Origin of the sequence: Pectobacterium sp. IFB5596 (assembly GCF_021432585.1) — a bacterium.
GTDB lineage: Bacteria > Pseudomonadota > Gammaproteobacteria > Enterobacterales > Enterobacteriaceae > Pectobacterium > Pectobacterium punjabense.
Genome location: NZ_LXFY01000012.1, coordinates 208,108 through 222,209 on the forward strand (window position 1 = coordinate 208,108; position 14,102 = coordinate 222,209).

14 protein-coding genes are annotated in these 14,102 nt (G+C 53.0%); 6 read left to right on the forward strand and 8 right to left on the reverse strand.

Features of this window, described 5'->3' with window-relative positions:
• Positions 1–15 precede the first annotated feature (15 nt).
• The 5 genes from A6301_RS10755 to dapA form a co-directional block, all read right to left on the reverse strand.
• Positions 16–2,121: a tRNA(Met) cytidine acetyltransferase TmcA gene (locus tag A6301_RS10755; RefSeq protein ID WP_234257762.1), complete on the reverse strand. Its 2,106-nt coding sequence runs from the start codon at positions 2,119–2,121 to the stop codon at positions 16–18.
• A 17-nt stretch (positions 2,122–2,138) separates the two neighbouring features.
• Entirely contained in the window at positions 2,139–2,591 is a 453-nt protein-coding gene (locus A6301_RS10760; protein ID WP_107168340.1) for a DUF441 domain-containing protein, read from the reverse strand.
• Between the two features lie 199 nt (positions 2,592–2,790).
• On the reverse strand, positions 2,791–3,504 hold the full coding sequence (gene purC, locus A6301_RS10765) for a phosphoribosylaminoimidazolesuccinocarboxamide synthase (RefSeq protein ID WP_015839428.1): 714 nt from the start codon (positions 3,502–3,504) through the stop codon (positions 2,791–2,793).
• 141 nt (positions 3,505–3,645) lie between these two features.
• Positions 3,646–4,683, reverse strand: coding sequence for an outer membrane protein assembly factor BamC (bamC, locus tag A6301_RS10770; RefSeq protein WP_107168342.1), 1,038 nt, complete (start codon positions 4,681–4,683; stop codon positions 3,646–3,648).
• 16 nt (positions 4,684–4,699) lie between these two features.
• On the reverse strand, positions 4,700–5,578 hold the full coding sequence (gene dapA / locus A6301_RS10775) for a 4-hydroxy-tetrahydrodipicolinate synthase (RefSeq protein WP_107168343.1): 879 nt from the start codon (positions 5,576–5,578) through the stop codon (positions 4,700–4,702).
• A 302-nt stretch (positions 5,579–5,880) separates the two neighbouring features.
• Between dapA and A6301_RS10780 the strand changes: the two genes are divergently transcribed.
• From A6301_RS10780 to arsC, 4 genes are all read left to right on the forward strand, one after another.
• Positions 5,881–6,432: a glycine cleavage system transcriptional repressor gene (locus A6301_RS10780; protein ID WP_193555632.1), complete on the forward strand. Its 552-nt coding sequence runs from the start codon at positions 5,881–5,883 to the stop codon at positions 6,430–6,432.
• Between the two features lie 52 nt (positions 6,433–6,484).
• The gene (gene bcp / locus A6301_RS10785) at positions 6,485–6,952 is read left to right on the forward strand and encodes a thioredoxin-dependent thiol peroxidase (protein ID WP_010286501.1); all 468 of its coding nucleotides are present in this window, start codon (positions 6,485–6,487) and stop codon (positions 6,950–6,952) included.
• Positions 6,953–7,121: 169 nt separating this feature from the next.
• On the forward strand, positions 7,122–8,585 hold the full coding sequence (locus tag A6301_RS10790) for a M48 family metallopeptidase (RefSeq protein ID WP_107168344.1): 1,464 nt from the start codon (positions 7,122–7,124) through the stop codon (positions 8,583–8,585).
• A gap of 14 nt (positions 8,586–8,599) precedes the next feature.
• Positions 8,600–8,971 carry an arsenate reductase (glutaredoxin) gene (gene arsC, locus A6301_RS10795; protein WP_205541584.1) on the forward strand — a complete coding sequence of 124 codons (372 nt, stop codon included), beginning with the start codon at positions 8,600–8,602 and terminating at the stop codon, positions 8,969–8,971.
• A gap of 38 nt (positions 8,972–9,009) precedes the next feature.
• Here the strand turns inward: arsC and hda are convergent, their stop codons facing one another.
• The 3 genes from hda to upp all read right to left on the reverse strand — a co-directional run bounded on the left by hda (position 9,010) and on the right by upp (position 12,071).
• Positions 9,010–9,717 carry a DnaA inactivator Hda gene (gene hda, locus A6301_RS10800; RefSeq protein ID WP_107168346.1) on the reverse strand — a complete coding sequence of 236 codons (708 nt, stop codon included), beginning with the start codon at positions 9,715–9,717 and terminating at the stop codon, positions 9,010–9,012.
• A 99-nt stretch (positions 9,718–9,816) separates the two neighbouring features.
• Positions 9,817–11,106, reverse strand: a complete 1,290-nt coding sequence (gene uraA, locus A6301_RS10805) for a uracil permease (RefSeq protein ID WP_010286494.1) — start codon at positions 11,104–11,106, stop codon at positions 9,817–9,819.
• 338 nt (positions 11,107–11,444) lie between these two features.
• The gene (gene upp / locus A6301_RS10810; protein WP_014914591.1) at positions 11,445–12,071 is read right to left on the reverse strand and encodes a uracil phosphoribosyltransferase; all 627 of its coding nucleotides are present in this window, start codon (positions 12,069–12,071) and stop codon (positions 11,445–11,447) included.
• 337 nt (positions 12,072–12,408) lie between these two features.
• On the opposite strand from upp, the gene purM reads away from it, so the two are divergent.
• Both purM and purN read left to right on the forward strand, forming a co-directional pair.
• On the forward strand, positions 12,409–13,446 hold the full coding sequence (gene purM / locus A6301_RS10815; protein ID WP_205541582.1) for a phosphoribosylformylglycinamidine cyclo-ligase: 1,038 nt from the start codon (positions 12,409–12,411) through the stop codon (positions 13,444–13,446).
• Positions 13,446–14,084, forward strand: a complete 639-nt coding sequence (gene purN, locus A6301_RS10820; protein WP_107168348.1) for a phosphoribosylglycinamide formyltransferase — start codon at positions 13,446–13,448, stop codon at positions 14,082–14,084. Before purM ends, purN begins: the two co-directional genes overlap by 1 nt.
• The last annotated feature ends 18 nt before the right edge of the window (positions 14,085–14,102 follow it).

The window sequence follows — 14,102 nt, forward strand, 5'->3', positions numbered from 1 at the left end:
CGATAACGATGCGTTTCAGGGATGAGGCGCATCACCCGTCGAATGGGTGGAAAGTCCCCATTGTCGCCAAAGCTCACCGCGTTGCGCATCGAGATCGATTAGCGCACTGGCAGTTTCTTCTCGCCAGCGTTTCAGAAGCGCTTTCTTTCCCGTTAGCCCCAACGTAGCGGCAGCCTGTTCGCCTTCACCCGATTTTTCCGTCAACAAACGTAGTGCAGGCAGCGGCAATGTAGTGTGAATAAGCAGGCGGCAAAGCGCAGCGAAGCTGGCTTCCATCGGCCGATGCGCAAAAGCAAATCCCGCCAGCTCACGCCAGTCGTCATCATTCAGTTCCGTACTCTCAACATCCAACGCCGTACTTTCTGTCTGCGGCAGCGTGAGGTTCAGCGGAATCATGCGCTGTAGCCAATACCAGTCACGCGCCAATTGCTGGCTCCCCTGCTCCGCCAGCTTATGGCCTGCGTTACTCAGCGGTAATATCGCCATCGCGCTGTAACAGCCGCTGCTGGCCTCAAGGTGGCTACCAATGCGCACCAGTTGAAACCCACACGATTGCCAGAACGCCCACAGCGCTGTCTGATAGCCGAAACTGACTGACAGGTAATCCAGCGCCTGTTTTTGTGCTTCGTGCATCTGCTCGGCGATTAACGCTCGTCCTACTCCCTGTCGGCGAGACGACGATGCCACCGCGATCCGGCTTATGCGACGAGCGCGTAGCATCGGCGCATTCCACAATCCAGCATGCGCCGCCAGCGATTGGGCGACCAGATTACCACGTGGGCGTCGCCGTCCGGCCCACACCTCATGAGCCAATGAAGCAGACAGCCCGCCTTCCTCCACTAGCCACAGTACGCCACACATCTCGTCCTCTACCTGTGCGCTGGCGATGTGCATACCTGGCGCATCCATCAGACGACGCAAATCCAACGGCGAGGTACGATAATGCGCACTGCACAATAGCGTGTAGCACCACGTCAGGCGTTCGGGATGTGTCAGCCAGTCGGCGGCACGTTCGGTTCGAATATCCAGTTCGGCAGAGGGCGAAACCAGCGAATCAGCAACGGGATTAAGCGGAGAATGAAGCGAGGTAGGCTCGTTGAACAGCAGTGTCTGATCCAACACGCGCTCTAGCGGATCGTTAACAGCCCAGCGCAGCGGATCGTCCAGAGAAAATACGCGACACTGCGGCAATGCCGCGCAAAACTTCAACAGAAACCCCCGCCCCGTGCCTTCATACCCTTGCACCGTCGTGGTCATCAGAATACGGGAAAAATAGGGCAACAGCGCTGAGAGGACGGAAGACGGAATCGCCGCCGCCTCATCAATTAATAACCACTCGATATCGGGCGAGCCATGAAGGCGACAGTGCGCCAACAACGCATCCGGTGCCCAGAATTGCGCATCAGCACGCGCATGCTGATGCAGGATATCCGTCGCTACGCGAGAAGGTGCGGTGAGCCAGCAGGTTCCGCGACTACGCTGCGTTAGCATACCCGCCAGCGTCGATTTCCCCCGACCACGCGGCGCGGTAATCACAAATATGCCAGACTCGGCAGTATCGAGTTCATGCAGAATCTGCTGCTGTGGCGCGGTCGGTTCACCGTTTACAGGCTGCCAGTCGCCCCGCTCAGCCAAAGGCCGAACCGCTAATTCCTGCCCCTGTTGCCAGAGAACGACATCTTCATCGGCCAACAGCTGACGTTGGAAATGCTGAATAAAGTACGGGGTAGCAATCGGCTGTTGCTGTTCGCTCCAGCGCAGGCTGTCTTCATCGGGTAAGGTCGGCCATGACTGCCACGACGGCACCAGCATAATCAGCCAGCTACCGGCCTGTAGCGTGCCTGACAGCATCGCCAACGCCTCGACATCCACGCCTTTACGCGCATCAAACACCGCGTGGAGAAACTCTCGCCCCAGCAGCATGCGAACCCGACTGGCAGAGAGTGAAGCGACGGAATCCGGCGCATCTTCGCTAATCCACAGCCAGTCGCCAATTGACTGACAACTGAGCGCCAGCGCCTGTTCTTCACACCAGTTCGCTTCACCGCTCAGCACCAACAGTCGCCGGACGCCATAGCGTTGCTGCTGGTGTTGGCTGTGGAGAAAATCACGCAGCATCATCACACGCGCCGGATGAATCAGGTCTTGCCGATCAGCAGAGAAAGTAACCCTGCGGCGATCAGCGGTCCGACCGGAACGCCGCGAAACAGCGCCACGCCCATGACCGTTCCCACCAGCAATCCCGCCACCACGGAGGGTTGGCTGCTCATCAGCGACACGCCGCGTCCGCCAAGCCAGGACACAACAACGCCAATGAGGATCGCCAGCAGGGATTTCCAGTGCAGAAAGGAATGCATCACTTCACTGGCGGTAATTTTTCCACTGGCAATCGGTGCCATTACGCCAATCGTCAGCACCACAATACCGATACTCAGCCCATATTTTTCCACCCACGGAAAATAGTTATTTAAAGGGGTGATACGTATTGCCAGCAGAACCAGAATTGCCAGCGTGACGGTCATGTTGTGGCTGATAATACCCAGCCCCGCCAGAACGAGCAGAATTAACAATGTTGGATCGAAGTAAGCCATGGATGCGAGTCTGTCGAAAGTAGTCAGGTTGCGCGTTAAGCAAACCGCGATGATAGCATTAATCGGAGTGAGGGACAGGTCAGCAAATCATTCAGCAAAGACGAGAATAGAAAGGCGGCTTTTCGAGAGAAAAATCATTAAAACATTCAGGTCGCCAGGGTATTGCAGATTGGCGACCTGAACGTAAACGATTGCGCAGTTAGTCTAATTTTACGCCGATACGGTGCGCAACTTCTTCATACGCTTCAATCAAACCACCGAGGCTCTGACGGAAACGGTCTTTATCCATTTTGTTCAGCGTTTCTTTGTCCCACAGGCGGCTACCGTCTGGTGAGAATTCATCACCCAGCACCACTTCGCCTTTGAACAGACCAAACTCCAGCTTGAAATCGACCAGAATCAGACCAGCGTCGCCAAACAGTTTGCTCAGCACATCATTCGCTTTATAGCTCAGCTCTTTCATGCGAGCCAGATTCTCTTCATTCACCCAGCCGAACGTCTTGCAGTAAGATTCGTTCACCATTGGATCATGCATCGCATCGTTTTTCAGGAACAAATCGAACAACGGCGGATTCAGCTCGATACCTTCTTCGATCCCCAGACGTTTTACCAGCGATCCCGCCGCACGGTTGCGCACGACGCACTCGACCGGCACCATCTCCAGTTTTTTCACCAGCACTTCATTGTCAGAAAGCAGGCTCACCATTTGCGTTGGGATTCCAGCTTCTTCCAGTTTGCTCATGATGAAATGGTTGAACTTGTTATTTACCATTCCTTTCCGGTCAAACTGCTCAATGCGCGCACCGTCTCCTGCTGATGTATCATTGCGGAACTCCAGCACCAGTAGATCGGGATCTTCGGTGGTGTAGACAGTTTTCGCCTTTCCACGATACAGCTCAGCTAGCTTTTGCATCTTTATTACTCCACACAGTGAGGGTCAAAAATACGACCCGTATATTTAACGCTTTCCCGAACGGTTGCCAACAGCGCCCGCCAATTCGGGTAGATAGGTTGAATGAAGAAGGGCCGGATAATCCGACCCTTGATTTATGCGTTATTTACCGAACGCCGCCTGGAATACGGCCACCAGCGCATCATTCTGAGACTGGGTTAGCGTATGCCCTTTGGAATCGATAAATTGCAAACTGCTGCGGTTATCTAAATCGCCAACCTGCAATTTGTAATCGCCGTTAGGCAGTTCAGGGTTTTTCGCGCCCAGATCATCCCAGGTTCCGCCGCTTGGTGCACGATACGTGACGGAGACAGAGCCTTGCGGACGGCTACGATCGTTCACCTTCATGCCGATCTTGTCCAGCGCCGCAGGCAGACGATCCCATACCACCGTGTACGGACCGCGTACAATCAGAAGTGGCAGGCCTGTATCATCCGCTCCACTTTGTACATCCAGCGAACCAATAGTGCGATTTGCCAGCGCATTTTCGCGTGCCGTTGCCTGAGAATCCAGACCATTGCTAAGCGCATTCAGCATCAACCCGGTGTAACGCTGAGTCTGATCGCCCGCTGTCACTGGCTGGCCGTTCAACTGCAATCCCAGCAATTTTACGACCAAAGCAACCTGATAGCCCTGCTGCTGTACGGAAACCTGATAACGCCCCTGATACGGTACGTCTTCATCTTCACGCGGCCATGAGATCCAGTCAGTGGTCAGCGTTTGGCTGGCATCCTGACGGCTAGCAATGGTGAACGCTTTGTCTTGCAACACGCGGATAACCTGAGACCAGAGCTGGCTATTTTGCGCGCTGTTTTCTAAAAACAGCGTTGCCGTATCCCCCGAAACCTGGGTACGGGAACCATTCAACAAAGCCAATGGCTGCACAGGAGGACGAATATCCAGTGCCTTGCCGACCGCACCATTCAGGGTAACCGGTGGTATGTCATAATCCCCGTTCTGCAAGGGTAAAATCATCCCGGCAGGCGTATTCAGCGCGTGATGCTCAGGCGCTTTCAAATAGGATTCATCGCCACTGACCTGACGCTTATAGCGCTGATCGCTGGAACAAGCCGCAAGCAACATCACGAGTGATAAGCCAACGACTTTTGCCACCATCGACTTTTGTAATGAATAACTCATTAAATCTCCCTAACGATTACAGCAAACCCGCTTGCTTAAGTGCTTGCCCCATCACCGTGCGGCCAGAATCGGTCAACGGTGTCATCGGCAGGCGCAGCGTATCGGTCGCTATGAGTCCCAATTCCTTACAGGCCCACTTCACCGGAATAGGATTGGGTTCAACAAATAACTTCTGATGCAGTGGCATCAGGCGCTGATTTAAACGGCGCGCTTCGACAAAATTGCCCTGCGCCGCCAGCTTGCAAAGTTCCGCCATTTCACGCGCAGCAATGTTCGCCGTTACGGAAATCACCCCTTTACCGCCGAGTTGCATAAAGTCTAACCCGCTAGCGTCATCGCCGCTCAGCAAAATGAAGTCTTCACTAACCAGCTCTTGGATCTGGCTTACCCGACTTAAGTTCCCCGTCGCTTCTTTAATTGCGACAATATTTTTCACTTCAGACAAACGGGCAACCGTTTCCGGCAGCATATCGCAACCGGTACGAGAAGGTACGTTATACAGGATTTGTGGCAAATCGGTATGTTCGGCGATCGCTTTGAAGTGCTGGAACAGCCCTTCCTGCGTCGGTTTATTATAGTACGGTGTCACCGTCAGGCAGCCAACAACGCCCGTGCCGTGAAAGCGTTTCGTCAGTGAAACACCTTCGGCGGTAGCATTCGCACCGGTTCCAGCGATAACGGGAATACGCCCGTCGCTCAGTTCCAGCGTCAACAATACAACATCGCCATGTTCGTCATGGCTCAACGTAGCGGATTCGCCCGTCGTGCCGACAGAGACAATCGCCGATGTACCGCTAGCGACATGATAATCAATCAGTTTCTTCAAGCTCGCCCGATCGACAGCGCCTTTGGCGTCCATCGGCGTAACCAGCGCAACAATACTTCCCGTAAACATTGGCCATCCCCTCCACAAACAAGTGCTTCATGGTACTTTTGACCTCTATGCAAAAGCAAGCGGACAAGGGCGTTGTAGGTGCCTGACGCAGGTTTTTTTATGACGCAGTAAACGAAATTAAAAATGCTTCTGATGTTTTGGGAAAATAGACCGCGTAAATCGAGCTAAAAATGGCTCCAGGTTTTTTACGGCGGGCTATCCCTGCCCGCCGCCCTTCGGGCCGCCGCAAGCGGCGTTAAAAATTGCTCCAGGCAATTTTTTATGTTTACCATGTATTAATGGGAAAAAAGACAGGAAGCATGATGTTGCCAAGCTCACAAGAACACTATCTGGTTATTACCGCACTGGGAGTCGATCGCCCCGGTATTGTCAATGCGATTACCCGCCACGTCAGTAGCTGTGGCTGCAATATCGAAGATAGCCGTCTTGCTATGCTGGGCAAAGAGTTCACGTTTATTATGCTGCTGTCCGGCAGTTGGAACGCCATAACGCTGATTGAATCTACCCTGCCGCTGAAAGGTGCGGAGATGGATTTATTGATCGTGATGAAGCGGACAGAGTCACAGGCCAGCCAGCCAACACCGTCCACCGTTTGGGTGAAGGTTGACGTCGCCGATTCGCCTCACATTATTGAGCGTTTCACTGATTTGTTCGATTCTCACCAGTTAAACATTGCTGAGTTGGTTTCAAAAACGCAGCCCGCAGAGGGCGGAAAACCACCGCAGCTGTATATTCAGATTGCCGCACACAGTTCTGCAACGCTTGATAGCTTAATTATTGAGCCAGCCTTTCATCAGCTATGTACAGAATTGAACGCACAAGGCAGTATTAGCGTCGTTAACTATGCCCAATAGTATAATTATGGGTATATCCACAGCATGAAGAGACACAAGACGGAGAGTCGTGATGAACACACTGAAAGCCGGTGATATTGCACCGAAATTTAGCTTGCCCGACCAAGATGGCGAACAAGTAAATTTAACCGACTTCCAGGGACAGAAAGTGTTGGTGTATTTCTACCCTAAAGCAATGACGCCAGGATGCACCGTTCAGGCTTGCGGCCTGCGCGATAACATGGACGATTTGAAAAAACATGGCGTTGAAGTTCTCGGTATTAGTACGGACAAATCAGAAAAACTGTCCCGTTTTGTCGAGAAAGAGGTCTTAAATTTCACGCTGCTTTCTGATGAGGATCATCAGGTTTCAGAAGGGTTTGGCGTTTGGGGAGAAAAAACGTTCATGGGGAAAACCTATGACGGTATTCATCGCATCAGTTTTCTGATCGATGAAAATGGCAAGGTAGAGAAGGTGTTTGACGACTTCAAAACCAGCAACCACCACGACATCGTTCTCGATTATCTGAAAAACGCCTAATTCGCGGTTTTCAAATCGCCCACCGGCACCGTCATACGTGCCGGTTTTTCCTGCCTTTATCTCTCTTCACCACGTTTTTCCCGCTCGGGCATTTCTTTGTCTTCCATCGCTGGCTAAGATAGTCGGCAGAATGCTTTCACGTTAGCTGTTGATAAGGTTATCTTCCGTTATGTCTATTCGGTTAAGAAAAACGCTCATGTCCGTCCTGTTTGGGACACTACTGGCTGGCAACCTGCTTCCTGTTCAGGCTGACACGCAGGATCGACTGCCGGATATTGGCACGACCGCAGGTGGTACGCTCAGTATCAATCAGGAACTGGCGATGGGCGATTTTTACGTCCGTCAACTGCGGGCTGGTGCGCCGCTTATCAACGATCCGCTGCTGTCCAATTACATTAACCAGCTCGGTAACAGATTGGTCAAGCAGGCTGATTCGGTACGTACGCCGTTCCATTTTTATCTAATCCGTAATGACGACATCAACGCCTTCGCCTTCTTCGGCGGCAACGTAGTACTGCATTCTGCGCTGTTTCGCTATGCCGATAGCGAAAGCGAACTGGCCTCGGTGTTGGCGCATGAAATCTCTCACGTTACCCAGCGCCATCTGGCGCGCAGCATGGAATCACAGCAGCGTAGCGCCCCGCTCACTTGGGTTGGCGCGCTCGGTTCTATTCTGCTGGCAATGGCCAATCCACAGTTGGGAATGGCAGCGCTCAGCGGCACGCTGGCAGGTGCGCAGCAGGGCATGATCACGTTCACGCAGTCGAATGAACAAGAGGCAGACCGCATCGGGATTCAGGTGTTACAGCGCGCGGGCTTCGATCCACAAGCTATGCCGAATTTCCTGCAAAAGCTGGCTGACCAATCACGTTATGCTTCAAGACCGCCGGAAATGTTGCTGACCCACCCATTGCCGGAAAGCCGCCTGTCAGACGCCCGTAACCGCGCCAATCAGATGCGCTCAACGCCCGTGCAGTCTTCTCAAGATTTCTTGTTCGCCAAAATACGCACTTTTGGCATGTATGGTTCGCCGGATCGCCCATTAAACGACGATCTGCTGGTGCAATGGGAAAAAGGTAACGTGCGGGAACAGCTGGCCGCGAAGTATGGTCGTGCCATTCAGCTGTATCAGGCCAAGAAGTACGATGACGCGCGCAATGTGCTGCAACCGCTGCTAAGCAGCGCGCCAGAAAACCCGTGGTTTCTGGATATGATGACCGATATCGATCTGGGACAAAACCGCGCTACGCAAGCTATCGCCCGTTTACAAAACGTATCCGGTATGCAGGCGAACCCGGTACTTCAGCTTAATCTGGCGAATGCTTATGTGGAAGGGAAGCAGCCGGCTGCCGCCGGCAAAATATTGTATCGCTATACCTACGCGCACCCTGACGATCCGAACGGCTGGGAGCTGTTGGCGCAGGCCGCCGCAGCCCAAGGACAGCGTGCAGAAGAGCTGGCCGCTCGTGCAGAGAGTCTGGCACTTAACGGCCAACTCGATCAATCTATTCGGCTACTGAGCAACGCGAGTTCATTGGTCAAACTGGGGAGTCTGGAGCAGGCGCGCTACGATGCCCGTATTGATCAGTTCCGCCAGTTACAACAGCGTTTCCGCCAGTACCAGAAATCCTGATAAGGAGCATAACGATGACACAGCCTTCAAAGCAAAAATCCGTGACGATTTACCATAACCCGCGCTGCTCCAAAAGCCGTGAAACGCTGGCGCTACTGCAAGAGCACAATATTGCCCCAAACGTCGTGCTCTATCTCGACACACCGCCCGATGCCGCGACACTGGCTCAGCTTATCCAACAGTTGGGTTTTAGCAGCGCGCGCGAATTGATGAGAACCAAAGAAGAGGCTTATCAGCAGTTAGGGTTGTCCGATGTTGCACTAACAGAAGTGCAGCTGATTCAGGCGATGATCGATAATCCAAAGCTCATCGAGCGCCCTATCGTCGTGGTACAAGATCAGGCACGTCTTGGTCGCCCGCCAGAACAGGTACTGGAAATTCTGTAACCGTCAGAGATCGATGATCTTCAGCTAGCGATCCCCAGCTACAGCCCGAGGATCTCTTTCACAAAAGGAATGGTCAGCTTGCGCTGTGCAGTGATGGAAGCGTGGTCAAGCTGATCGAGCGTCATAAATAACGTGCGCATTTCTCGATCCAAACGCTTAAGCAGAAAACGACTCACGTCTTCTGGCAATTCGAACCCGCGCAGTTTGGCACGCAGCTGCAATGCCTCCCCCTTTTCGTCATCCGATAACGGTTGTAGCTTGTAGATTTGTCCCCAGTCGAGACGAGAAGCCAGATCGGGCAGACGTAAATTTAGCTGACGCGGCGGACGATCTCCGGTAATTAACAGCCGGGCTCGCCCCGTTTCCTGAATGCGGTTATACAGATTAAATACCGCCATTTCCCATTCTTCATCGCCTGCGATAGATTCGATATTGTCGATACAGACCAGCGCCAGCTGTTCCATGCCTTCCAGCACGTCCGGCACAAAGTAGGCGCGTTTATCTAACGGCACATAGCCCACCGCGCGTTCCTGACGCGACAGTTCGGCACAGGCAGCATGCAGCAGATGACTGCGCCCGCCTCCTTCGCGTGACCAAAAATAGATATAGCTACCATGCTCTTGATACAAAGCATTATTGATGGCGGCAAGAAGAGACGCGTTTTCGCCCGGATAGAAACTGGCAAATGTTTCGTCATCGGGTAAGTAGAGTGGCAATGAAAGCTGTGCCGGCGTGTTCAGAATCACCTCAAGCAAAACGGGCAGGAAAACGAATCGAGTTTACCACAGAAACCAGTCCCTGTTGAGGCCGCGATATTGACGGCCTCAACGGGGTGAATAACGCCGTTATGAACGCGCGTCGTTCTCTTCCGGCGCATCGAGGATTTCTTCCTCTTTACGGAACAGGCTGATGACCTTAAACACCAGGCTCATCCCAATACCGACAACCGTCGCCAGCGCCATGCCCTTCAGCTCGGTCGAGCCCAGATGCACTTTTGCGCCGCTGACGCCGATGATCAGAATCACGGAAGTCAGGATCAAGTTTTGCGCTTTGTTGTAATCCACTTTGGATTCAATCAGCACGCGAATACCGGACGCACCGATCACGCCGTACAGCAACAGCGATACGCCGCCCATGACAGGAACCGGTACAGCCTGAATCGCCGCCGCCAGTTTACCTACGCAGGAAAGCAGGATCGCGAGGATCGCTGCACCGCCGATAACCCAGGTGCTATACACTTTGGTAATCGCCAGTACGCCGATGTTTTCGCCATAGGTCGTATTCGGCGTAGAACCGAAGAAGCCGGACAACACGGTTGAAATGCCGTTAGCGAACATAGAACGGTGCAGTCCCGGCTCACGCATCAGATCTTTCTTCACGATATTCGCCGTCACCACCAGGTGGCCAACGTGTTCAGCAATCACCACCAGCGCAGCAGGCAGTATCGCCAGAATGGCAAACCACTCAAAGCGCGGCGTGTAGAATGTCGGCATCGCGAACCAGTGCGCTTCACGAATCGGGGTTAAATCTACCACGCCCAGCGCGAACGACAGCGCATAGCCAGCCAGTACCCCGATCAGAATCGGAATGATCGCCAGAAAACCGCGAAACAGCACCGATCCCAGAATGGTGATCGCCAGCGTCGCCAGAGAAATTGTTACCGCGGTGGAATCAACGGATGTGCCATCGGCAGGCAACAATCCAGCCATCCCTGCCGCAACACCCGCCAGTTCAAGACCGATAACGGCGACAATCGCCCCCATCGCCGCAGGCGGAAACAGGACATTCAGCCAGCCGGTGCCCGCTTTCTTAACAATCAGCGCCACCAGACAAAACAACACGCCGCACATAATGAAACCACCCAGTGCGACTTCATATCCCAGCGGCAGCAGCAGTAAAACCGGAGAAATAAATGCGAAGCTCGACCCCAAATATGCCGGGATTTTTCCCTTACAAATAAATAAATAAAGCAGCGTACCCACGCCGTTGAATAACAGTACGGTCGCGGGGTTGATCTTGAACAGAATGGGGACCAGAACGGTAGCGCCAAACATCGCGAACAGATGCTGGAAACTCAACGGGATGGTTTGTAACAAGGGGGGTCGTTCACTCACCCCGATGGCGCGACGAGTCATCTTCAATATCCTCTGTAGTGTTGCTATTTGTGTGTGCAGGTAGACCCGCACTTATTATCACAGCCAGACGCATCCCGCCCCACCGTAGTGAAGCAGGAACATGTTGGCTGCTGATGTATAAAAGAACCGCGTGTGACGTAATACAGGCCGTGGCGCACCATAGGAAATACCGATACCCTAAATAATTCGAGTTGCGTGAAGGCGGCAACCGCACGAATCTCCAGGAGCTTACACAAGTAAGTGACTGGAGTGAGTAAGGGCGGCCAACGCACAAGCAGCTTGAAGTATGACGGGTATCCTTGCGCCAAAAAAAAGCCGACTATAAGTCGGCTTACCTGTTATTTCGTACCAAATATTTTATCGCCCGCATCGCCCAGGCCTGGCATGATGTAACCCTGCTCGTTGAGACCTTTATCAATGGATGCAGTATAAAGCTCGATATCCGGGTGAGCTTTCTCCAGTGCGGCAATGCCTTCTGGCGCCGCGACCAACACCAGCACCTTAATGCTGTGGCAGCCTGCTTTTTTCAGCAGATCGATCGTCGCGATCATCGAGCCACCGGTCGCCAGCATAGGGTCAACCACCAGCGCCATGCGCTCTTCGATATTGGAAACCAGCTTCTGGAAATAAGGGACAGGCTCCAGCGTCTCTTCATCACGGTAAATACCGACAACGCTGATACGCGCGCTAGGGACATTTTCCAGCACGCCTTCCATCATCCCCAATCCTGCACGCAGAATGGGTACAACGGTAATTTTCTTGCCTTTGATCTGATCGACTTCAACCGGACCGCACCAACCATCAATGGTGACTTTTTCGGTTGCCAGGTCAGCCGTCGCTTCGTAAGTCAGCAAACTTCCCACTTCGGAAGCCAGTTCACGAAAACGCTTCGTGCTAATATCGTTCTCTCGCATCAAACCCAGTTTGTGTTTGACGAGCGGGTGTTTCACCTCGACGATCTTCATCATTATCTCCCCATCGGCTAGTGGACGGACAAAAACGCCAAACGCGTTTTTAAACACCGCTTGCGGCGGCCCGCAGGGCGGCGGGCACGAGAGCCCGTCGTAAAAAAAATCGCGGGATTATACCGCCTTTTTTACTTAGCGCCATATGATTAAGCCTGATCCAGATCAACCGAGAAGAGAAATTGTCGCCATTAACGAAAAATAGCCAGCCGATGACTCATCACTCGCAAACGATTGCCTACACTGTTAGAATTAGCGCGCACTATTTTTACCACAGTATGTTTTCTAAATACCGTGTTTTCTGAATACGACCCGTAACCTTCGTGGGGACTCAGCAGTGACCGACAAAACCTCTCTCAGCTATAAAGACGCAGGCGTGGATATCGATGCAGGCAATGCATTGGTCGACCGTATTAAAGGTGTAGTGAAACAGACCCGTCGCCCGGAAGTTATGGGTGGATTGGGTGGTTTCGGTGCCTTGTGCGCCTTACCGCAAAAATACCGCGAACCGATTCTGGTTTCCGGCACTGACGGAGTCGGCACCAAACTGCGCCTGGCGATGGATCTGAAGCGCCACGATACCATCGGTATCGATCTGGTTGCGATGTGCGTGAACGATCTGGTGGTTCAGGGTGCTGAACCACTGTTCTTCCTCGACTATTACGCCACAGGCAAATTGGATGTCGATACCGCTGCCAGCGTGATTACCGGTATCGCGGAAGGCTGTAAGCAATCAGGCTGTGCGCTGGTCGGTGGCGAAACCGCCGAAATGCCGGGCATGTACCACGGCGAAGACTACGATGTTGCTGGTTTTTGCGTCGGCGTCGTAGAAAAATCGGAAATCATCGACGGCAGCAAAGTCAAAAATGGCGATGTTCTGGTTGCCCTCGCGTCCAGCGGGCCACATTCCAACGGCTATTCGCTGGTACGTAAAGTGCTTGAAGTCAGCAAGACCAATCCAGAGCAGTTCGAGCTGGAAGGCAAACCGCTGGCCGATCACCTGTTGGCACCGACCAAAATCTACGTGAAATCTATCCTGTCCCTGATTGAGAAAGTGGATGTCCACGCGATTTCTCACCTGACTGGCGGCGGCTTCTGGGAAAATATCCCACGCGTGTTGCCAGAAGGCATGCAGGCGACTATCGACGAATCCAGTTGGCAATGGCCTGCTGTCTTTAACTGGCTGCAACAGGCCGGTAATGTCAGCCGCCATGAAATGTATCGTACTTTCAACTGCGGTGTTGGTATGATCATCGCACTGCCAGCCGAACAGGCAGACGAGGCCGTTGCATTACTCAACAGCAGCGGCGAAAACGCATGGAAAATCGGCGTCATTACTCAAACCGATGCCGGAGACGCAGTGGTTATTAACTGATGAAAAACATCGTTGTGCTGATTTCAGGTCATGGAAGCAACTTACAGGCGTTGATTGACGCCTGTAAGAACGGGCGCCTTAAAGGAAAGATCGTCGCCGTATTCAGTAATAATGCGGAGGCTTACGGGCTAGAACGCGCACAGAATGCGGATATTCCTACGTGCGTCTTGAACCCTGAAGATTTTGCCGACCGCGCTGCATTTGATGCGGCACTGGCAAATGAAATTGAGCAATATGAACCGGCGCTGGTGGTCTTAGCAGGCTATATGCGCATCCTCAGCCCGGAATTTGTCGCGCAATTCGCAGGCAAAATGCTGAATATTCACCCGTCCCTGCTGCCGAAATATCCTGGATTGCATACGCACCGTAAGGCGCTGGAAAATGGCGATCGGGAACACGGCACGTCCGTGCATTTTGTCACCGATGAACTGGATGGCGGCCCGCTAATTCTGCAAGCGAAAGTGCCAGTATTTAGTGACGATACGGAAGAAAGTCTAAGCGAACGCGTGAAGACGCATGAGCACACGATTTATCCGATGGTCATTAACTGGTTCCTGAACGGTCGACTGGTGATGCGCGAAAATGAAGCCTGGTTGGACAGCGTGCGTATTCCTCCACAGGGTTATGCCGCCGAGTAATTCTGTCAGTTCGTCATA